General features: G+C 72.9%; 19 protein-coding genes and 1 riboswitch. Of the genes, 10 read left to right on the top strand and 9 right to left on the bottom strand.

All coding sequences use genetic code 11. From position 1 onward, the window contains the following. Nucleotides 1-7 precede the first annotated feature (7 nt). Entirely contained in the window at nucleotides 8-1,342 is a 1,335-nt protein-coding gene (locus tag ABZ990_RS10310; RefSeq protein WP_361228284.1) for an FAD-dependent oxidoreductase, read from the bottom strand. A gap of 103 nt (nucleotides 1,343-1,445) precedes the next feature. Beyond that, a riboswitch (TPP riboswitch) is annotated at nucleotides 1,446-1,558 on the top strand. On the opposite strand from ABZ990_RS10310, the gene thiO reads away from it, so the two are divergent. The 3 genes from thiO (at nucleotide 1,556) to ABZ990_RS10295 (ending at nucleotide 3,833) form a co-directional block, all read left to right on the top strand. After that, nucleotides 1,556-2,740 carry a glycine oxidase ThiO gene (gene thiO / locus ABZ990_RS10305; protein ID WP_361228281.1) on the top strand — a complete coding sequence of 395 codons (1,185 nt, stop codon included), beginning with the start codon at nucleotides 1,556-1,558 and terminating at the stop codon, nucleotides 2,738-2,740. (Overlaps the previous riboswitch by 3 nt.) Continuing rightward, entirely contained in the window at nucleotides 2,737-3,033 is a 297-nt protein-coding gene (gene thiS, locus ABZ990_RS10300; RefSeq protein ID WP_361228278.1) for a sulfur carrier protein ThiS, read from the top strand. The genes thiO and thiS overlap by 4 nt, the downstream gene beginning before the upstream one ends. A gap of 5 nt (nucleotides 3,034-3,038) precedes the next feature. After that, on the top strand, nucleotides 3,039-3,833 hold the full coding sequence (locus tag ABZ990_RS10295) for a thiazole synthase (RefSeq protein ID WP_361228275.1): 795 nt from the start codon (nucleotides 3,039-3,041) through the stop codon (nucleotides 3,831-3,833). Nucleotides 3,834-4,265: 432 nt separating this feature from the next. Here the strand turns inward: ABZ990_RS10295 and ABZ990_RS10290 are convergent, their stop codons facing one another. Continuing rightward, a complete protein-coding gene (locus ABZ990_RS10290; protein ID WP_361228272.1) occupies nucleotides 4,266-4,700 on the bottom strand; it encodes an NUDIX domain-containing protein in 435 nt (144 codons plus the stop codon). Nucleotides 4,701-4,861: 161 nt separating this feature from the next. On the opposite strand from ABZ990_RS10290, the gene ABZ990_RS10285 reads away from it, so the two are divergent. From ABZ990_RS10285 to ABZ990_RS10270, 4 genes are all read left to right on the top strand, one after another. Next, nucleotides 4,862-5,095 (top strand): Scr1 family TA system antitoxin-like transcriptional regulator, encoded by a 234-nt coding sequence (locus ABZ990_RS10285; protein WP_361228269.1) that lies wholly within the window; start codon nucleotides 4,862-4,864, stop codon nucleotides 5,093-5,095. Continuing rightward, nucleotides 5,092-5,322, top strand: coding sequence for a DUF397 domain-containing protein (locus ABZ990_RS10280; RefSeq protein ID WP_361228266.1), 231 nt, complete (start codon nucleotides 5,092-5,094; stop codon nucleotides 5,320-5,322). Before ABZ990_RS10285 ends, ABZ990_RS10280 begins: the two co-directional genes overlap by 4 nt. Nucleotides 5,323-5,417: 95 nt before the next feature. After that, the gene (gene pknB, locus ABZ990_RS10275; protein ID WP_361228263.1) at nucleotides 5,418-7,355 is read left to right on the top strand and encodes a Stk1 family PASTA domain-containing Ser/Thr kinase; all 1,938 of its coding nucleotides are present in this window, start codon (nucleotides 5,418-5,420) and stop codon (nucleotides 7,353-7,355) included. Between the two features lie 6 nt (nucleotides 7,356-7,361). Continuing rightward, nucleotides 7,362-8,213, top strand: coding sequence for a deoxyribonuclease IV (locus tag ABZ990_RS10270; RefSeq protein WP_361228260.1), 852 nt, complete (start codon nucleotides 7,362-7,364; stop codon nucleotides 8,211-8,213). Between the two features lie 41 nt (nucleotides 8,214-8,254). Here the strand turns inward: ABZ990_RS10270 and ABZ990_RS10265 are convergent, their stop codons facing one another. Then, nucleotides 8,255-8,902, bottom strand: coding sequence for a sulfite oxidase-like oxidoreductase (locus tag ABZ990_RS10265; RefSeq protein ID WP_361228257.1), 648 nt, complete (start codon nucleotides 8,900-8,902; stop codon nucleotides 8,255-8,257). 191 nt (nucleotides 8,903-9,093) lie between these two features. Here ABZ990_RS10265 and bfr point away from each other — a divergent pair, with 191 nt between their 5' ends. Next, entirely contained in the window at nucleotides 9,094-9,570 is a 477-nt protein-coding gene (gene bfr / locus ABZ990_RS10260) for a bacterioferritin (protein ID WP_361228255.1), read from the top strand. 79 nt (nucleotides 9,571-9,649) lie between these two features. Here the strand turns inward: bfr and ABZ990_RS10255 are convergent, their stop codons facing one another. Then, nucleotides 9,650-10,021, bottom strand: coding sequence for a (2Fe-2S)-binding protein (locus ABZ990_RS10255; RefSeq protein WP_361228252.1), 372 nt, complete (start codon nucleotides 10,019-10,021; stop codon nucleotides 9,650-9,652). A 183-nt stretch (nucleotides 10,022-10,204) separates the two neighbouring features. Next, complete coding sequence (locus ABZ990_RS10250) at nucleotides 10,205-11,560, bottom strand: class II 3-deoxy-7-phosphoheptulonate synthase (protein WP_361228250.1); 1,356 nt, start codon at nucleotides 11,558-11,560, stop codon at nucleotides 10,205-10,207. Between the two features lie 100 nt (nucleotides 11,561-11,660). Here ABZ990_RS10250 and ABZ990_RS10245 point away from each other — a divergent pair, with 100 nt between their 5' ends. Continuing rightward, nucleotides 11,661-11,717, top strand: coding sequence for a trp operon leader peptide (locus ABZ990_RS10245; RefSeq protein WP_359875241.1), 57 nt, complete (start codon nucleotides 11,661-11,663; stop codon nucleotides 11,715-11,717). A 129-nt stretch (nucleotides 11,718-11,846) separates the two neighbouring features. Then, nucleotides 11,847-13,859, top strand: coding sequence for an anthranilate synthase family protein (locus ABZ990_RS10240; RefSeq protein WP_361228247.1), 2,013 nt, complete (start codon nucleotides 11,847-11,849; stop codon nucleotides 13,857-13,859). Between the two features lie 31 nt (nucleotides 13,860-13,890). On the opposite strand, the gene ABZ990_RS10235 is transcribed toward ABZ990_RS10240, so the two are convergent. The 4 genes from ABZ990_RS10235 to ABZ990_RS10220 form a co-directional block, all read right to left on the bottom strand. Next, nucleotides 13,891-14,412, bottom strand: a complete 522-nt coding sequence (locus ABZ990_RS10235) for a nuclear transport factor 2 family protein (protein ID WP_361228245.1) — start codon at nucleotides 14,410-14,412, stop codon at nucleotides 13,891-13,893. Between the two features lie 33 nt (nucleotides 14,413-14,445). Then, a complete protein-coding gene (locus ABZ990_RS10230; protein ID WP_361228242.1) occupies nucleotides 14,446-15,468 on the bottom strand; it encodes a 2-hydroxyacid dehydrogenase in 1,023 nt (340 codons plus the stop codon). A gap of 147 nt (nucleotides 15,469-15,615) precedes the next feature. After that, complete coding sequence (locus tag ABZ990_RS10225) at nucleotides 15,616-16,266, bottom strand: response regulator transcription factor (RefSeq protein ID WP_361228662.1); 651 nt, start codon at nucleotides 16,264-16,266, stop codon at nucleotides 15,616-15,618. Nucleotides 16,267-16,436: 170 nt separating this feature from the next. Beyond that, nucleotides 16,437-17,723, bottom strand: a complete 1,287-nt coding sequence (locus ABZ990_RS10220) for a DUF5931 domain-containing protein (protein WP_361228240.1) — start codon at nucleotides 17,721-17,723, stop codon at nucleotides 16,437-16,439. Nucleotides 17,724-17,798: the final 75 nt, after the last annotated feature.

Below are 17,798 nucleotides of genomic sequence, written 5' to 3'. Positions count from 1 at the left end.
TCGGGCCCTACCGGAGTGCCGCCTTCAGGGGGACGGCCGGGTCGGCGGCCTTCGCCGGGTCGACCTCGGCGCCGCTCTCGATCAGCCGGCGGCCCTGAGCGAGGTCGCGCGGACGGCCGACGGCCAGCAGGGCGCGGACGGCGCCGTCGCGCAGCCACAGCACGCTCCAGGCCGGCTCGGCCGGGTCGCCGCGCCACAGCAGGGTGTCGGTATCGGCGTGATGGCCGGCGTACTGGACGAAGCGGCCGAACTGCTCGGACCAGAAGTAGGGCACCGGGTCGTACGGCGCGGGCGACGGCACCCCGGCACCCGCACCCGCACCCGAATCCCCCGCATCGGTCCCGTCCCCCTCGCCCTCGCCCGCGCCGACGCTCGCGGCGGCCGTGCGCGCGGTCTCGGCGACGATGTCGGCGGCGACGGTACGGGGGCCCTGGAGGGCGTTGTCCCAGTGGTGGACGAGCAGCCGGGTGCCGTAGCGGGCGGACGGGAAGGACGCGCAGTCGCCGACCGCGTACACGTCGGGCAGCGAGGTGCGCAGCCGGTCGTCGGCGGTGATCGCGCCGTCCGGGTCGAGGGCGGCGCCGGAGCCGGCCAGCCAGCCGGTGGCGGGGCGGGCGCCGATGCCGACGACGACGGCGTCGGCGGGCAGGGCGGTGCGCTCGCCGGAGCGCCCGGCGCCCTCGGCGAGGACGACCCGGCCCGGCTCGATGTGCTCCACGCGCGCGTTGAGCCGGAGTTCGGCGCCGCTCTCGGCGTACCAGCGGGCCATGGGCACGGTCACCTCGGCGGGCAGGGCGCCGGCCAGCGGCCGGTCGGCGGCCTCGACGACGGTGACGGCGCAGCCGGCCTCGCGCGCGGCGGTGGCGAACTCGGCGCCGATCCAGCCGGCCCCGACCACGACGACGTCGCGCCGCTCTTTGAGGACGGCGCCGAGGCGGCCGGCGTCGTCGAGGGTGCGCAGCAGGTGGACGCCGGGGACGCCCTCGCCGCCGGGCAGGGTGAGCGGGTGGGCGCCGGTGGCGACGACGAGGGTGCCGTACGGGACGGGGCCGGCCTCGGTGTCGATCTCGTGGTCGGCCGGGCGGAGCCCGGTGACCTCGACGCCGAGGCGGAGTTCGACGCCGAGGGAGTCGAAGTCGATGTCGAAGGCGGAGTCCTCGGCCTTGCCGAGGAGCACGGCCTTGGACAGCGGGGGCCGGTCGTAGGGCTGGTGCGGCTCGGCGCCGATGAGGGTGACGGGGCCGGTGAAGCCCTGTTCGCGCAGGGCGACGGCGGTCTGGACGCCCGCCATCCCGGCACCGGCGATCACGACGTGGTGGGGTACCTGCTTCTGCTCGCTCACCCGGCCACCCTACGCACCGGACCCACCTGACATGCCGTCAGTTCCCGGGGGTGGCCGGAGGCGCCCTGTGGCGCGCCCCGGACGAGGGCTAGTGTGGCGGCCGTAGAGCACTCGCGGGAGCCCGGACGCACCGGGCTGAGAGGGAGGCTGACCGGCCTCCGACCGTACGAACCTGATCCGGGTCATGCCGGCGAAGGGAGGGGCTGGACGCCCATGTCGCGTACTTCCGGAACGGCCGCGGTCAAAGCCGCAGTCGACGTCCTCGTCATCGGGGGCGGAATCATCGGCCTGGTCACGGCCTGGCGGGCCGCGCAGCGCGGGCTGCGCACCGCCGTGGCCGACCCCGAACCGGGCGGCGGGGCCGCCCGGGTGGCGGCCGGCATGCTCGCCGCCGTCACCGAACTCCACTACGGCGAGGAGACCCTGCTCGGTCTCAACCTCGCCTCGGCGCGCCGCTATCCCGGGTTCGTCGCCGAACTCGCCGACGCCACCGGCGGTCTGGACGTCGGTTACCGCGCCTGCGGCACCCTCGCCGTCGCGCTGGACGCCGACGACCGGGCGCACCTGCGCGAACTGCACGCGCTCCAGAACCGCTGCGGGCTCGTCTCGCAGTGGCTGAGCGGCCGCGAATGCCGGCGGCTCGAACCGATGCTGGCCCCGGGGGTGCGCGGCGGGCTGCGGGTGGACGGCGACCACCAGGTCGATCCGCGGCGGCTCACGGACGCGCTGCTGGTGGCGTGCGAGCGGGCCGGGGTGGTGTTCCACCGGGCGCGGGCCGAGCGGCTCACGGTGGTGCGGGACCGGGCCGCGGGCGCGGTCCTCGCCGACGGCAGCGCGCCGGCGGCCGGGCAGGTGGTGCTCGCCGGGGGCTCGCTGAGCGGCCGGCTCGACGGCGTGCCGGCGCACGCCGTGCCCCCGGTCCGGCCGGTGAAGGGGCAGGTGGTGCGGCTGCGGGTGCCGCCCGCGTACGCGCCGTTCCTGTCCCGGACCGTGCGCGCGATGGTCCGCGGCAGCCAGGTCTATCTCGTGCCGCGCGAGAACGGCGAGCTGGTCGTCGGCGCCACCACCGAGGAGCAGGGCTTCGACACCACGGTGACCGCCGGTGGGGTGTACGAGCTGCTGCGCGACGCCCATGAGCTGGTGCCCGGCATCACCGAGCTGCCGCTCACCGAGACCCGTGCCGGGCTGCGGCCCGGCTCCCCCGACAACGCGCCGCTGCTCGGCCCGAGCGCGCTCGCCGGACTGCATCTGGCGACCGGGCATCACCGCAACGGGGTGCTGCTCGCCCCCGTCACCGGCGACGCCCTGGCCGAGGCGCTGACCAGCGGCTCGCTGCCCGAGGAAGCGCGCCCGTTCACCGCCCGCCGTTTCGCGCCCACCTCCCTGGAGTACGCATGAACACCGACACCGGCACCGAGACCGACAGCGGTACGGACAGCGACAGCGGTACGGACAGCGGTTCCGGCAGCGGCACGGCTTCCGGCACTTCCGTGGCCGTGACCGTCAACGGCCGGGCCCGGACGCTGGCCGGGCCGACGGCCCTCGCGGAGCTGGTCGCCGAGTTCACCCCGGCCCCCTCCGGCGTGGCCGCCGCCGTCAACGAGACCGTCGTCCCGCGCGGCCAGTGGGCGGCGACCCGGCTCGGCGAGGGCGACCGGGTGGAGATCCTCACCGCGGTCCAGGGAGGCTGAGCGCGATGTCCGACGACGTGTTCCTGCTCGGCGGCAGGGAGTTCTCCTCGCGCCTGGTCATGGGCACCGGCGGGGCGCCCAGCCTCGACGTGCTCGACCGCTCCCTGGTCGCGAGCGGTACGGAACTGACCACGGTCGCCATGCGCCGCCTCGACCCGACGGTGCGCGGCTCCGTCCTCTCCGTCCTCGAACGGCGGGGCATCCAGGTCCTGCCGAACACCGCCGGCTGCTTCACGGCGGGCGAGGCGGTGCTGACGGCGCGGCTGGCCCGGGAGGCCCTCGGCACGGACTGGATCAAGCTGGAGGTCATCGCCGACGAGCGGACCCTGCTGCCGGACCCGGTGGAACTGCTCGACGCGGCGGAGACGCTGGTGGACGACGGATTCACGGTGCTGCCGTACACCAATGACGACCCGGTGCTCGCGCGGAAGCTGGAGGACGCGGGCTGCGCGGCGGTCATGCCGCTCGGCTCGCCGATCGGCTCCGGGCTCGGCATCCGCAACCCGCACAACTTCGAGCTGATCACGGCGGCGGCGGGGGTGCCGGTGATCCTCGACGCGGGGGCGGGCACGGCCTCGGACGCGGCCCTCGCGATGGAGCTGGGGTGCGCGGCGGTGATGCTCGCCTCGGCGGTGACCCGGGCCCAGGACCCGGTGCTCATGGCCGGGGCGATGCGGCACGCGGTCGAGGCGGGTCGGCTCGCCTACCGGGCGGGGCGGATCCCGCGCCGGCACTTCGCGGAGGCGTCCTCACCCCGGGAGGGCCTGGCCCTGCTGGACCCGGAACGCCCGGCGTTCTGAGCCCTCCCGGGTGGGGGGGCCGGGCCCCGGAGCCGTAACGGGGCCCAGCACGTCGTCGACGAGAACCCGGCCGACGGGGGAGCTGCCTCACCGCAGACCCCATCAGCGGACAGTGGCGGGCCGGCCCGGGGCTCGGCCGGCGGTCAGCGGCTCCCCGCCGTGGAGTTCGACGGCGAGCGGGCGGCCCCGGAAAAGCCGGGCCAGTTGCCCGATCCGGTCGGCGCTGATCCGGGCTCCGCCGGGCCTCCTTGCGCTTCTCGTAGCAGTGGGGGCAGTCGATGTCACAGGTCTCCCCGCGCAGCTTGACGATCACCGACACCGCCGTGCTGGTGTCCTCGGGCTCCAGGCTCCGGTAGAGCCGGTCGATCGGGTGGTGCTGTCCGGTGGTGCGGTGCATCGGCTGCCTCCCTCGCTGCCGTGACCGGTCAAGACTCAGTCGGACAGGCGTCCCAGCAGGGCGCCCTGGCCGGACTGGAGGATGTGAGCGGCCTCCAGCGGGATCCAGAAGCACTCGAAGCGGGTGGGCTCCTGCTCGCCGTCGTGGTCCTCCTGGCTCATCCACCGCTCCGGGGTGGGCTCGGTGAGCTCCAGGTGGAAGACGTGCCGGTGCTGGATCTCGAACCGGTACGGGCTGATGTCGTACTCGGTCTCGCCGAGCTTGCGCACGATCTTGAAGTCGCTCAGGCCGGTCTCCTCACGGGCCTCCCGCAGAGCGGCGGCCTCCGGGGTCTCCCCGGGGCGGATGCTGCCGGCCGGGACCTGGATGCCGACCTCCTCATAGCTGTAGTCGGTGTGCCGGAACACCAGCAGCCGCCCGTCGCGCACGACGTAGACGAGCACCTTCTCCTTGGTGACCTTCTCGGGCATCGGAACAACCTCCACGTGGTCGGGAATGATCGTCTGGAGCTCGCGGGACCGCGGCTCCAACCCCTGAGGCCCGGCGATGGGGCAGATCGGGGAGCCCAGGAGTCTAGAGCTGCTGAAGCCGTGCCAACTCCTTTGCCGCGAGCCGCCTTCGGAGGCTCGGGGTGCCGCTGAGCGCCGGGGCGCACGCGGGTATGGACGGCCCGTTCATGCTGATGTCGTTCGCCACCGGTGCCGACACCGTCACGATCGAAGCCACCCGCGCACGCCTGCATCTCACCGACCACGAGTCGGTCGAGGTCTACCGCGCCACCAGCAACCATCTGAAATCGGATGCCCTCAGCCAGAAGGCATCCCTGTCCCTGCTCAAAACGATCGCCAAGGAACTCGCGTCATGAACAAGAACGACCTCGACCCCGCCTGGCTCGCCGGCCAGCTCGACGGAGCCGAGTGGAAGACCGCCAGCAGCGGCGGGACCAACTGCGTAGAGGTCGCCTTCCTCGAGAGCGGGATCGTCGCGATCCGCGACTCCAAGAACAAGCACAAGCCGCCGCACATCTTCGACGACGCCGAGTACGACACCTTCGTCGCCGGCATCCTGCGCGGCGAACTGCGCAGGATCTGACCGCCCAGCCCGACGCCGATCAAGCACGTCACAAGAGCGCTGCAGAGCCCGGCCGGACGGACGGGGCCCGGTCCGGGCCCTCGTAGACTCGACGGGTGGACACGACCCTTCAGGACCCCCTCGTCGGGCGGCTGCTCGACGGCCGCTACCGCGTCGACGCGCGCATCGCCGTCGGCGGGATGGCCACGGTCTACCGGGCCGTGGACACCCGGCTCGACCGCGAGCTCGCGCTCAAGGTGATGCACCCGGACCTCGCCACGGACGCCGCGTTCGTGGAGCGGTTCATGCGGGAGGCGAAGTCCGTCGCCCGTCTCGCCCACCCGAATGTCGTCGGGGTCTTCGACCAGGGCGCGGACGGCGCCTACGTCTATCTGGCCATGGAGTACGTCGCCGGCTGCACCCTGCGGGACGTGCTGCGCGAGCGCGGCGCGCTGCGGCCGCGCGCGGCCCTCGACGTCCTGGAGCCGGTGCTCGCCGCGCTGGGCGCCGCGCACCGGGCCGGGTTCGTGCACCGGGACATGAAGCCGGAGAACGTCCTGATCGGCGACGACGGCCGGGTGAAGGTCGCCGACTTCGGCCTGGTGCGGGCCGTGGGCTCGGTCACCGACACCACCGGCTCGGTCCTCGGCACCGTCTCCTACCTCGCGCCGGAGCAGATCGAGGACGGCAGCGCCGACACCCGGGCCGACGTGTACGCGTGCGGGGTCGTCCTGTACGAGATGCTGACCGGCGCCAAGCCGTACACCGGCGACACCCCGGCCCAGATCCTCTACCAGCACCTGCGCACCGACATGCCCGCGCCGTCCGCCGCCGTCCCGGGGCTCGCCCCCGAGCTGGACGCGCTGGTGGCCGCGGCGACGGCCCGCGACCGCGAGGCGCGGCCCGGCGACGCGGTGGCGCTGCTCGCCCTGGTCCGCGAGGCGCGGGCCCGGCTCGACGACGCCCAGCTGGACGCCGTACCGCCGCAGGCCAAGGAGCCGGCGGCGGGCACCGGGGACGCCGAGTCGGAGGCGCGGACCAGTGTGATCCCCCGGCTCCGGCCGATGCCCGTGGAGCACACCAGCGTGCTGCCCACCCCCGCGCCCGCCCCCTCCTCCCCGGCATCGGCGGCATCTTCGGCGTCGGCGGCCGGTTTCCGCCGCCGGATCACCCGCGGGCCGCTCCTGATCGTCACCGCCGTCCTGCTCGCCCTCGGCATCGGGACCGGCGTCTGGTACATCAACGCGGGCCAGTTCACCCATGTCCCCGCCGTCCTCGGCCAGAGCGAGGCCGAGGCCACCCGGCGTCTCGCCTCCACGGGCCTGGAGGTCGGCGCGACCGAGCGCGCGTTCAGCGACGTGTACGAGCGCGGCACCGTCATGGCCGTCGACCCGGCCCCCGGCGAGCGGATCCGCGGCAACGGCCGGGTGACCCTCACCCTGTCCCGCGGCCCCGAGGTGGTGAAGGTCCCGAACCTCAAGGGCGTCCCGCTCGCCGAGGCGAAGAAGCGGCTGGCCGACGAGGGGCTCGCGCCCGGTGTCGTCGGCTACGCCTTCAGCCGGTCCGTCGCCCAGGGCGCGGTGATCGGCTCCGACCCGGAGCCCGGCACCGAGCGCGCCCCCGACTCGGCGATCGCGCTCCAGGTCAGCAAGGGCGTGCCCGTCCCGGTCCCGGACGTCACCGGGCAGGCGGTGGCGGAGGCCACGGCCACCCTCCAGGAGGCCGGTCTGAAGGTGGCGGTCGCGCCGGAGCGGGTCGAGTCCCCGGTGGACGCCGGCGCGGTCGCCGCGCAGTCGCTGGCCGTGGGCAGCCGGGCCGCCAAGGGCGACACCCTCACGCTGACCGTCTCCAAGGGTCCGAGGATGATTCCCGTTCCGGACGTCGTGGGCCGTACGGTGGACGAGGCGAAGGACGCGCTGGAGAGCGCCGGCTTCACGGTGAAGATCTCCAAGACCTTCCCGTTCCTCGGCGACGAGGTCTCCGCCCAGTCCGTGCCCGGCGGGCAGAACGCCCCGGAGGGCTCCGCCGTCACCCTCACGATCAAGGGACTCTGAACTCTCATGCGCAATCCCGTCGGCGGTCATGTCCCGGTGGCCGGCGGCCTCGCCACCACCGGTCTCGGCTACGCGCGCGAACTCGGCGCGGAGACCGTGCAGGTCTTCGTCGCCAATCCGCGCGGCTGGGCCACCCCGGCCGGCAATCCGGCCCAGGACGAGCTGTTCCGGGCCGGCTGCGCGGCCGAGGGCCTGTCGGCCTGGGTGCACGCCCCGTATCTGATCAACTTCGGCTCGCACACCGAGGCCACCGTGGAGAAGTCGGTGGAGTCGATGCGGCACTCGCTGCGCCGAGGCCGGGAGATCGGCGCGAAGGGCGTGGTGGTGCACACCGGCTCGGCGACCGGCGGACGGCCCCGGGCCGAGGCGCTGGCGCAGGTACGGGAGCGGATGCTGCCGCTGCTGGACGAGCTGACGCATGACGACGACCCGTTCCTGCTGCTCGAATCGACGGCCGGGCAGGGCTCCTCGCTGTGTTCCCGGGCGGAGGACTTCGGGCCGTACTTCGACGCGCTCGACCGGCACCCGAAGCTGGGCATATGCCTGGATACGTGTCATATCTTCGCCGCCGGCCATGATCTGACCGGCCCGGACGGTGCCGCGCGGACGCTGGACGAGCTGGTGTCGGTCATCGGCGAGGGCCGGCTGAAGCTGATCCACGCCAACGACTCGAAGGACGTCGTCGGCGCGCACAAGGACCGGCACGCGAACATCGGCGCGGGGCACATCGGCCAGGAGGCGTTCGGGGAGCTGCTGCGGCACCCGGCCACCGACGGCGTGCCGCTGATCATCGAGACGCCGGGCGGCACGGACGGGCACAAGGCCGACGTGGAACTGCTGAAGAAGCTGCGCGGCTGACGCGCACACCCCCCGGCCCCGGCCACGCCGGGGAGCGGAGGTCAGAACTCGGGGCCGTCGCCCGGCTCCTCCTGGTACGAGTAGCGCTGCTCCCGCCATGGGTCACCGAGGTTGTGGTAGCCGCGCTCCTCCCAGAAGCCCCGCCGGTCGGCGGCCATGTACTCGACGCCCCGCACCCATTTCGGGCCCTTCCAGGCGTACAGGTGCGGCACCACGAGACGCAAGGGGAAGCCGTGCTCGGCGGTGAGCAGCTCGCCGTCCTTGTGGGTGGCGAAGATGGTGCGTTCGGCGGAGAAGTCGGCGAGCCGCATATTGGCGCTGTAGCCGTACTCGGCCCACACCATCACATGGGTGACCTGCGGCGCGGGCGGTGCCAGTTCCAGGATCGTCCGGGCGGGCACCCCGCCCCACTCGGACCCGAGCATGCTGAATTTGGTCACGCAGTGCAGATCCGCCACGACGGTGGCGAAGGGCAGCGCGGAGAACTCCTCGTGGTTCCAGCAGTGCTTGTCGCCGTCGGCGGTCGCCCCGAAGACCCGGAAATCCCAGCGGTCCGGCTTGAAGCGGGGCACGGGACCGTAGTGGGTCACCGGCCAGCCGCGCTGGAGCCGCTGCCCCGGCGGAAGCTCCGGCATCGCTGCCGCCGCCGCTGTTTCCCGGCGCGCTCCGCCCTCCTCCGGCTGACCCATGTCACCTATGGTGACAGACCGCGAGGGGTGGTCATGACCAGCCATGCACCGACATCCCTGGAACATCACGACGATCCGGACAACTCCTAGTAAGCGTGAACTTACTGGACGTCACCCCTGCCCGCTTGCGAGGATGCGGCCATCCCGCCCGAGGGCGGCACCGACATGCGTGGAGAAGGGATCCCGTAGCGATGCAGGGCGACCCCGAGGTCCTTGAATTCCTCAATGAGCAGCTGACCGGCGAGCTGACCGCGATCAACCAGTACTGGCTGCACTACCGCATCCAGGACAACAATGGCTGGACCAAACTCGCGAAGTACACGCGCGAGGAGTCCATGGACGAGATGAAGCACGCGGACAAGCTGACCGAGCGCATCCTGATGCTCGACGGCCTGCCCAACTACCAGCGGCTCTTCCACGTCCGGGTGGGACAGACGATCCGGGAGATGTTCGAGGCGGACCGTCAGGTCGAGGTGGAGGCGATCGACCGGCTGAAGCGCGGGATCGAGGTCATGCGGACCAAGGGCGACATCACCTCGGCCAACATCTTCGAGGAGATCCTGGCGGACGAGGAGCACCACATCGACTACCTCGACACCCAGCTGGAGCTGATCGAGTCCCTGGGCGAGGCGCTCTACATCTCGACCCTCATCGAGCAGCCGAGCTGATCGAACGGGCGAGGTGGCAGAGGCGGCAGAGGCGGCGGAGGCCCGGCGCGCCGGGCGCCCGGCGCGAGGAGAAGGCCGGCTACGCCGCGTCGGGTACGGCCGCGAGGCGGACCGGCATCCGGGCCGGCACCTGGACGGGAATCCCGGGGATACCGGGAATCCCCGGGATCTCCGGCGACTCCGTCACGTCCGGGGCCTCCGGCATCCCGGGGGTCCCGGCAGCCTGAAGGTCCTCCGGCGCCTCGGCCGCGAGCGCCGGGCGGCCGCTGTCGAGAAGCTCGCGCCGCGGGCAGGCGCCCCGGCCGAGCAGACCCTGGATCCGCCGGACGCAGGAACCGCAGTCCGTGCCCGCCTTGGTGGCCGAGGCGATCAGGCGGGGCGTGCAGGCGCCGGCTTCCGCGTGCTGCTTCACCTGCTGCTCGGTGACGCCGAAGCACGAGCACACGTACACGCGGTCCACCTCCCACCGGGGCCGAGATCGATAAGGTAAACCTCACCTTACCTGGCACCCCAGGGGGACAGAAGCCCCGGATACGACAGTGGGGCACGGATCACAACGATCCGTGCCCCACTGCCATACTTCACCCGCCCGGCGGGTCACTCACCGTCACTCACTGGCGAGCGACCGGTCGAGTCACTGGTCGCGGTACATCTCCGCCACCAGGAACGCCAGGTCCAGCGACTGGCTGCGGTTGAGCCGCGGGTCGCAGGCCGTCTCGTAACGCTGGTGCAGGTCGTCGACGAAGATCTCGTCGCCGCCGCCCACGCACTCGGTGACGTCGTCGCCGGTCAGCTCGACGTGGATGCCACCCGGGTGGGTGCCAAGCGCCTTGTGGACCTCGAAGAAGCCCTTGACCTCGTCGAGCACGTCGTCGAAGCGGCGGGTCTTGTGGCCGGAGGCCGCCTCGAAGGTGTTGCCGTGCATCGGGTCGGTCACCCAGGCGACGGTCGCGCCGGCGGCGGTGACCTTCTCGACCAGCTCGGGCAGCTTGTCGCGGACCTTGTCGGCGCCCATGCGGACGATGAAGGTCAGCCGGCCGGGCTCGCGGTCCGGGTCCAGCCGGTCCACGTACGTCAGCGCGTCCTCGGCCGTCGTCGTCGGGCCGAGCTTGATGCCGATCGGGTTCTGGATCTTCGAGGCGAACTCGATGTGCGCGTGGTCGAGCTGCCGGGTGCGCTCACCGATCCAGACCATGTGGCCGGAGGTGTCGTACAGCTGCCCGGTGCGCGAGTCGGTACGCGTCAGCGCGCCCTCGTAGTCCAGGAGCAGCGCCTCGTGGGAGGCGTAGAACTCCACCGCGCGGAACTCGGCCGGGTCGGTGCCACATGCCTTCATGAAGTTCAGCGCGTTGTCGATCTCGCGCGCCAGCTGCTCGTAGCGCTGGCCCGACGGGGACGACTTCACGAAGTCCTGGTTCCAGGCGTGCACCTGGCGCAGGTCGGCGTAGCCACCGGTGGTGAAGGCGCGGACCAGGTTCAGCGTGGAGGCGGACGCGTGGTACATCCGCTTCAGCCGCTCGGGGTCCGGGATCCGGGCGCCCTCGGTGAAGTCGAAGCCGTTGACGGAGTCGCCCCGGTAGGTCGGGAGCGTCACCCCGTCGCGGGTCTCGGTGGGCTTGGAGCGGGGCTTGGAGTACTGCCCGGCGATCCGGCCGACCTTCACGACGGGCACGGAGGCCGCGTAGGTGAGGACGGCGCTCATCTGGAGCAGGGTCTTCAGCTTCGCCCGGATCTGCTCGGCGGACACCCCGTCGAAGGCTTCGGCGCAGTCGCCGCCCTGGAGCAGGAACGCCTCGCCACGGGCGACGGCTCCCATCCGGGCGCGCAGCTGGTCGCACTCGCCGGCGAAGACGAGGGGCGGATAGCTCTGGAGCTCCGCGACGACATCGCGCAGCGCCTCGGCATCGGGGTACTCGGGCTGCTGCGCCGCGGGCAGGTCTCGCCAGGTCGCCGGGGTGGCGACGGCGTGGAAATCAGCGTTCACGGTCACGCCTCAACAGTACGGGTACGCGACGTTCGTCCACGACGGTGACCGAAGGATGAGATGAACGTGACGCCTTGTGACCGATCGGTGCGTTACGATCGGCGCCATGTTCGCGCAAACAGTCCAGAACTGGTGGTGGACCGCTCATCCGGCGGCCCACTGACTGCGCGTTTCCACAGTCCACGCGAAGGCCGCCCGAGGGGCGGCCTTTCTCGTATCCGGGCACCGCGCCCGGGAGGCCGTTCCTCTTCCGAAGGACCCGCAGGGTCCACCGAAGGAAGGAACACCCGCCATGGATCGCTCCCGTCCGCACCCCTCCCCGGCGCTCCCCGATCTCCTCGGAATCCCCGGTACCTCTGGTCTCCCCGATCCCTCCGACCGCCCCGATCGACCTGATCTCCCTGATCTCCTCGACCGGCTCCGGGGCGCCGACTGCCCGCCGTTCGCGCTGCTGCGCCGGCGCGCTCCCGGCCGGGACCACGACATCGTGGAGGTGCTGATCGGGCCGGTGCGCGAGGCCGCCCGGCTGGCCGAGCTGCCGGTGGGGCCCCGGCCCGCGCTGGCGCTGGTCCCGTTCCGGCAGATCCGCGAGCGCGGCTTCGACGTCCGCGACGACGGCACCCCGCTGTCGGTCCTGGTGGCCGAGGAGGCGTACGAGCTGCCGCTGGACGAGGTGGTCGCCGCGCTGCCGGAGCGCCCCGTACGGGTCGAGGACGGCGGGTTCGACATGGACGATCAGGCATATGCCCGGATCGTGCGGCGGGTGATCGACGAGGAGATCGGGCGCGGCGAAGGCGCCAACTTCGTCATCCGGCGCACCTTCACCGGCCGGATCCCGGGCTTCGGCCGGGCCGACGCGCTGGCCCTGTTCCGGCGGCTGCTCGTGGGCGAGCGGGGCGCGTACTGGACCTTCGTCGTGCACACCGGCGAGCGCACCCTGGTCGGGGCGAGCCCCGAGGCGCATGTACGGATGTCGGGCGGGACGGTGGTGATGAACCCGATCAGCGGCACCTACCGCTATCCGGCGGGCACCGCGCCGACGCCCGACGGGCTCCTGGACTTCCTCGCCGACCGCAAGGAGACGGAGGAGCTGTCGATGGTGGTCGACGAGGAGCTGAAGATGATGTGCACGGTCGGCGACCAGGGCGGGGTGGTGATCGGACCCCGGCTGAAGGAGATGGCGCACCTCGCCCATACGGAGTACGAGCTGCGCGGCCGGTCCACGCTCGACGTACGCGAGGTGCTGCGCGAGACGATGTTCGCGGCGACGGTGACCGGCTCGCCGGTGCAGAACGCCTGCCGGGTGATCGAGCGGTACGAGACGGACGGCCGCGGCTACTACGCGGGGGCGCTGGCGCTGCTGGGCACCGACGCGTCCGGGGCGCAGACGCTGGACTCGCCGATCCTCATCCGTACGGCCGACATCGCGGCGGACGGCACGCTGCGGGTCGCGGTCGGCGCGACGCTCGTCCGGCACTCCGACCCGGCGGGCGAGGTCGCCGAGACCCACGCCAAGGCTGCGGGCGTGCTCGCGGCCCTCGGGGTACGGGAGGGCCGGCCGGCGGGCACCGGCGCCCCGGGAGCGGGCGGGACTCCGGGAGGGGCCGGGCAACGGCCGCGGCTCGCCGACGATCCCCGGGTGCGGGCCGCGCTCGACGCGCGCCGGGCGGACCTGGCGCCGTTCTGGCTGCGGATGCAGGCCCGGTCGGCCGAACTGTCCGGGCACGCCCTCGTGATCGACGCGGAGGACACCTTCACCGCGATGCTGGCGCATCTGCTGCGCTCCGCGGGCCTGGACGTGTCCGTCCTGCGCTACGACGAGCCGGGACTGCGGGAACTCGCGCTCGCGCACGAGGGGCCGGTGGTACTCGGCCCGGGGCCCGGCGACCCGTCGGACGCGGCCGACCCGAAGATGCGGTTCCTGCGCGGCCTCACGGCGGAGCTGCTGCGCGGGCACCGGTACGGGCTGCTGGGCGTGTGCCTCGGGCACGAGCTGATCGCGGCGGAGCTGGGCCTGGAGATCGTACGGAAGCGGGTCCCGTTCCAGGGGGCGCAGACCCGGATCGATCTGTTCGGGCAGGAGCGGACGGTCGGCTTCTACAACAGCTTCACCGCGCGCTGCGACGAGGCGGCGGCGACGGAGCTGGCGCTGCACCGGATCGAGATCAGCCGGGATCCGGCGAACGGGGAGGTGCACGCGCTGCGCGGGCCCGGGTTCGCGGGGGTGCAGTTCCACCCGGAGTCGGTGCTGACCCGGGAGGGCGCGGCGATCACCGCGTCGCTGCTGGCGGGCGTCCTGGTCTGAGCCCGGCGGGCAGGCCGCGCCCGCCACGCCGTCACGGCATCTCGGGGTCGATTCCCGGGGGCGGCTGTCCCGTCGTCCAGACGGGCCGGACCGCCATCCGGGTGAACCGCCACCCTTCGGGGGTGCGCCGGAGCTCCGTCTCGAAACGGCCGCCCACGACGAACAGGGGATCGGCCCCGCTGCCGCGCTCCCGGAGCGTGGCGGCGTGGTGGACATGGGTCATCAGGGCGTCCCAGGAGGCGGTGGCGCTCTCCGCCCCGGTGTCCGACCCCGCGTCCATGCCCGGGTCCGCGTCGGCGTCGGCGTCGGCGTCGGTGGCCTGGTCGGTGAGGACTCCGGACGCCATGTGCTGCGTACGGTCGAAGCGTTCGACCGCCTCCTCCGTCGCGCGGACGACCTCGGGGCCCCGGAAGATCCCGAAGGGGGTCTCCTTGACGATGTCGTCGGTGAAGAAGGCACGGCCCCAGCCCGCCGTGAACGTCCGCTCGTCCAGGGCCCGGAAGAACCGGTCGACGAGCAGGGTGATCTCGGTGTGATCCCGTGGAGTGGTCATGAGGGGAGTCTGTGACCTCAAGCAAGCTTGAGGTCAAGCCTCGGTAGTCGACGGTTGCGGGGCGAGACGCGGGACCAGGACGTTCTCGCCGCGCCGGCCGGCCAGGTAGTCGAGGACGTTCTTCACCGTGGTGTCGATGATCTGGCCGACCGCCTCGGCGGTGTAGTACGCCTGGTGCGAGGTGACCAGGACGTTCGGGAAGGTCATCAGCCGGGCGAGGGTGTCGTCCGCGACGCCCGCGAGGGACTTGTCGAGGAAGAAGAGGCCGGCCTCGGCCTCGTAGACGTCGAGACCGACCCCGGTGAAGCGGCCCGCGCGCAGCTCGCCGACCAGGGCCTCGGTGTCGACGAGACCGCCTCGGCTGGAGTTCACCAGGATGGCGTCGTCCTTCATCGACCGCAGGGTCGCCGCGTCGACGAGGTGGTGGGTGTCGGGGAGCAGCGGGACGTGCAGGCTGATCAGATCGGCCTCCGCGAACAGCCGTTCCTTGTCCACGTACGTCATGCCGAGCTCCCGGCAGGCGGGGTTCTCGGCCAGGTCCCAGCCGAGCAGCCGCATGCCGAAGCCATGGGCGATCCGGGTGAACGCCTCGCCGATCTTGCCGGTGCCGACGATCCCGGCGGTGCGGCCGTGCAGATCGCGGCCCATCAGTCCGTCGAGCCGGAAGTCGAAGTCGCGGGTCCGGATGGAGGCCCGGACGATCCGCCGGTTGACGGCCATGGCCAGGGTCCAGGCGAACTCGGCGACGGAGTACGGGGAGTACGCCGAGACCCGGGCGACGGTGAGGCCCAGGCGCTCGGCCACCTCCAGGTCGATGTTGTTGAAGCCGGTGGACCGCTGGGCGACCATCTGGGTGCCGCCGGCCGCCAGGGTCTGGAGCACCCGGTGGTCGAGGCTGGCGTTGACGCTGGTCGAGACGACCTCGTATCCGGCGGCGATGGGCGCGGTGTCCGCGCTGAGGAAGACATCCAGACAGCGGACCTCGTGATGGCCCGCGAAGGCCCGCTCGATGAGCGGCTTCTCGTCCGCCTGGACGCCGAACGCCAGGATCTCCACAGGCCCCTCCGGTTGCTCCGCCGGGTCGTGCCGCTGTTCTCACGGGGCCCGGGGTGTCCACGGGCCCCCAGGGGCGAATATAAGGGCCCGGGCGGATCCGGGCCCAGGGACAGGGCCCGGGGAGCGCGGAGCCGTTCCGGCGTGCCCTCAGGCCTCGTCGAGGCCGCGCTCGATGGCGTACCGGACGAGTTCCACGCGGTTGTGCAGCTGGAGTTTGCCGAGGGTGTTCTGGACGTGGTTCTGCACCGTGCGGTGCGAGATCACGAGCCGTTCGGCGATCTGCTTGTAGCTCAGGCCCTTGGCGACCAGGCGCAGCACCTCGGTCTCCCGGTCGGTGAGCCGGGGCGCGTCCGGCGCGGCGGCGGCGCCGGAGGTCCGGGCGGGCGTGGCGGCGAGCCGCCGGTACTCACCAAGGACCAGACCGGCCAGGCCGGGGGTGAAGACGGGGTCGCCCACGGCGGTACGGCGGACCGCGTCGAGCAGTTCCTCCGTACTGGCCGACTTCAGCAGATAGCCGGTGGCGCCGGACTTCACCGCCTCCAGGACGTCGGCGTGCTCGCCACTGGCCGACAGGACCAGGACGCGCAGGCGCGGGTCGGCGGCGACCAGCTCCTTGCAGACCCGGACGCCCGGCTTGAGCGGCAGGTTCAGATCGAGGACGAGGACGTCGGGGGCGGCGGCGGCGGCCCGGCGGACGGCCTGCTCGCCGTCGCCGGCGGTGGCGACCACGTCCAGGCCCGCCTCGGCGAGGTCGCGGGCGACGGCGTCCCGCCACATCGGGTGGTCGTCGACGACCATGACCCGGATCGGCCGCTCGGACCGGTCCTGCCCGGCCGGCGCACCGCTCGGCCCCGCAGGTCCGGGCCGGCCGTCGTACCGCCCCGCCGGTCCGGGCTGTCCACTCCCCTGTCCGGCCGGTCCGCCGGTGCCGTGTGCCGCCGCCCGAGGCTGCCGCTCGTCCACGTCGCTCATGCCTTCCCCCGTTGTTCCCGCTGGTCCCGCTGTTCGAGCTGGTCCCGTGGCGTGCGCGGGACCTTCAGTTCCACTTCGGTGCCCTGACCGGGTACCGAGATCAGTTCGGCGCTGCCGCCGAGGTCCCGCAGTCTGCCCCGGATGGACAGCGCGACGCCCATCCGGCCCTCGCCCTCGGCCTGGGCGAGCCGGCCCTCGGGGATGCCGGGGCCGTCGTCGCGTACGGTCACGATCACCTCGTCGCCCCAGTCCTCTACCAGGATCCAGGCGCGGGCGCCCTCGCCCGCGTGCACCCGTACGTTGTCCAGGGCGGCGCCGACGGCGGCGGCCAGTTCACGGGCGGCCGGGGCCGCCAGCGGGACGGGGGCGCCGGGGTCGGCGAGAGTGATCCGGGCGCCGGCGCGCGGGGCGAGCAGCATGCGCAGATCGATCTCGCCGGCCTCCCCCGCTCCTCCACCGAGACCCTCCGGCCCCTCCGGACCCGCTGCTCCCTCCGACGACTCCACGATCCGGACGACGGCACCCGCCGACTCGTCCTCGGAGACATGGGAGGGCCGCACGAGCCCGCCCGCGACCAGGGTGCGCAGCGCGATCTCCTGCTCGCCCGCCATCCGGCCCAGCTCGGCGGCCTCGCCGCCGAGCGCCGTACCGCGCCGCTGCACCATGGCGAGCACCTGGAGCACGCTGTCGTGGATGTCCCGGGCGAGCCGTTCCCGTTCGCGGGTCGCGGCCTCGATCTCCAGGGCGCGGGCCAGGGTCCGTTCGGAGGCGCGGGCGATCTGGACCACGTAGCCGATGCCGATGGAGGCGACCCACACGAGGAGCACGTTGTGCAGGGTGTCCCGGCTGGGATGGGCGCGTTCGACGAGGTTGGCGACGCCGACGAGGGTGGAGGCGACGGCGGCCCAGCGCCAGCCGCCCTTGATCGCGTACGCGAGGACGGCGCCGGCGGTCCATATCGACGGCAGGGTGGGCCCGTCGACGGACTGCGCCTGGAGGTCGGCGACCGGGGTCAGCAGGATGCCGGTGAGGGCGACGGCGAGGTCGGCGGCGAGGAAGCGCTTGGTGCAGCTCGCCGCGTTGGCCACCCGGGGCAGGGTGGCCAGGGTCCATACGGCCAGGACGGCGAGATAGCCGGCCGCGACCGCGGGATGCTCGTAGCGGGCGCGGCCGAAGAAGGCCAGCAGCAGGGCGTAGACGAGGGTGAGGACGCGGTACGCGGTGAGCGCGCGCCACAGCGGTTGTTCGACCGACATGCGTACGACCTGTTCGCGCCTGGCCATCGTCGCCCCCGTCACTCCGTGAGCCCGTAAGCCCGTCGCTTCGTGGGTCCGCCGGTCCGCCGGTCCACTGCCTCG

The organism is Streptomyces sp. NPDC046203 (genome assembly GCF_040646255.1).
Lineage (GTDB): Bacteria > Actinomycetota > Actinomycetes > Streptomycetales > Streptomycetaceae > Streptomyces.
Note: the sequence above shows the minus strand (reverse complement) of the source record. Positions and strands in the feature narration are given on the sequence as shown.

Bases quoted from the DNA above. Each gene is read 5' to 3' on its own strand.
- thiS (WP_361228278.1), top strand. From the start codon at position 2,737: ATGAACACCGACACCGGCACCGAGACCGACAGCGGTACGGACAGCGAC.
- ABZ990_RS10295 (WP_361228275.1), top strand. From the start codon at position 3,039: ATGTCCGACGACGTGTTCCTGCTCGGCGGCAGGGAGTTCTCCTCGCGC.
- ABZ990_RS10270 (WP_361228260.1), top strand. From the start codon at position 7,362: ATGCGCAATCCCGTCGGCGGTCATGTCCCGGTGGCCGGCGGCCTCGCC.
- ABZ990_RS10220 (WP_361228240.1), bottom strand. From the start codon at position 17,723: ATGGCCAGGCGCGAACAGGTCGTACGCATGTCGGTCGAACAACCGCTG.
- ABZ990_RS10240 (WP_361228247.1), top strand. From the start codon at position 11,847: ATGGATCGCTCCCGTCCGCACCCCTCCCCGGCGCTCCCCGATCTCCTC.
- ABZ990_RS10225 (WP_361228662.1), bottom strand. From the start codon at position 16,266: ATGGTCGTCGACGACCACCCGATGTGGCGGGACGCCGTCGCCCGCGAC.
- bfr (WP_361228255.1), top strand. From the start codon at position 9,094: ATGCAGGGCGACCCCGAGGTCCTTGAATTCCTCAATGAGCAGCTGACC.
- thiO (WP_361228281.1), top strand. From the start codon at position 1,556: ATGTCGCGTACTTCCGGAACGGCCGCGGTCAAAGCCGCAGTCGACGTC.
- ABZ990_RS10235 (WP_361228245.1), bottom strand. From the start codon at position 14,412: ATGACCACTCCACGGGATCACACCGAGATCACCCTGCTCGTCGACCGG.
- ABZ990_RS10290 (WP_361228272.1), bottom strand. From the start codon at position 4,700: ATGCCCGAGAAGGTCACCAAGGAGAAGGTGCTCGTCTACGTCGTGCGC.
- ABZ990_RS10280 (WP_361228266.1), top strand. From the start codon at position 5,092: ATGAACAAGAACGACCTCGACCCCGCCTGGCTCGCCGGCCAGCTCGAC.
- ABZ990_RS10265 (WP_361228257.1), bottom strand. From the start codon at position 8,902: ATGGGTCAGCCGGAGGAGGGCGGAGCGCGCCGGGAAACAGCGGCGGCG.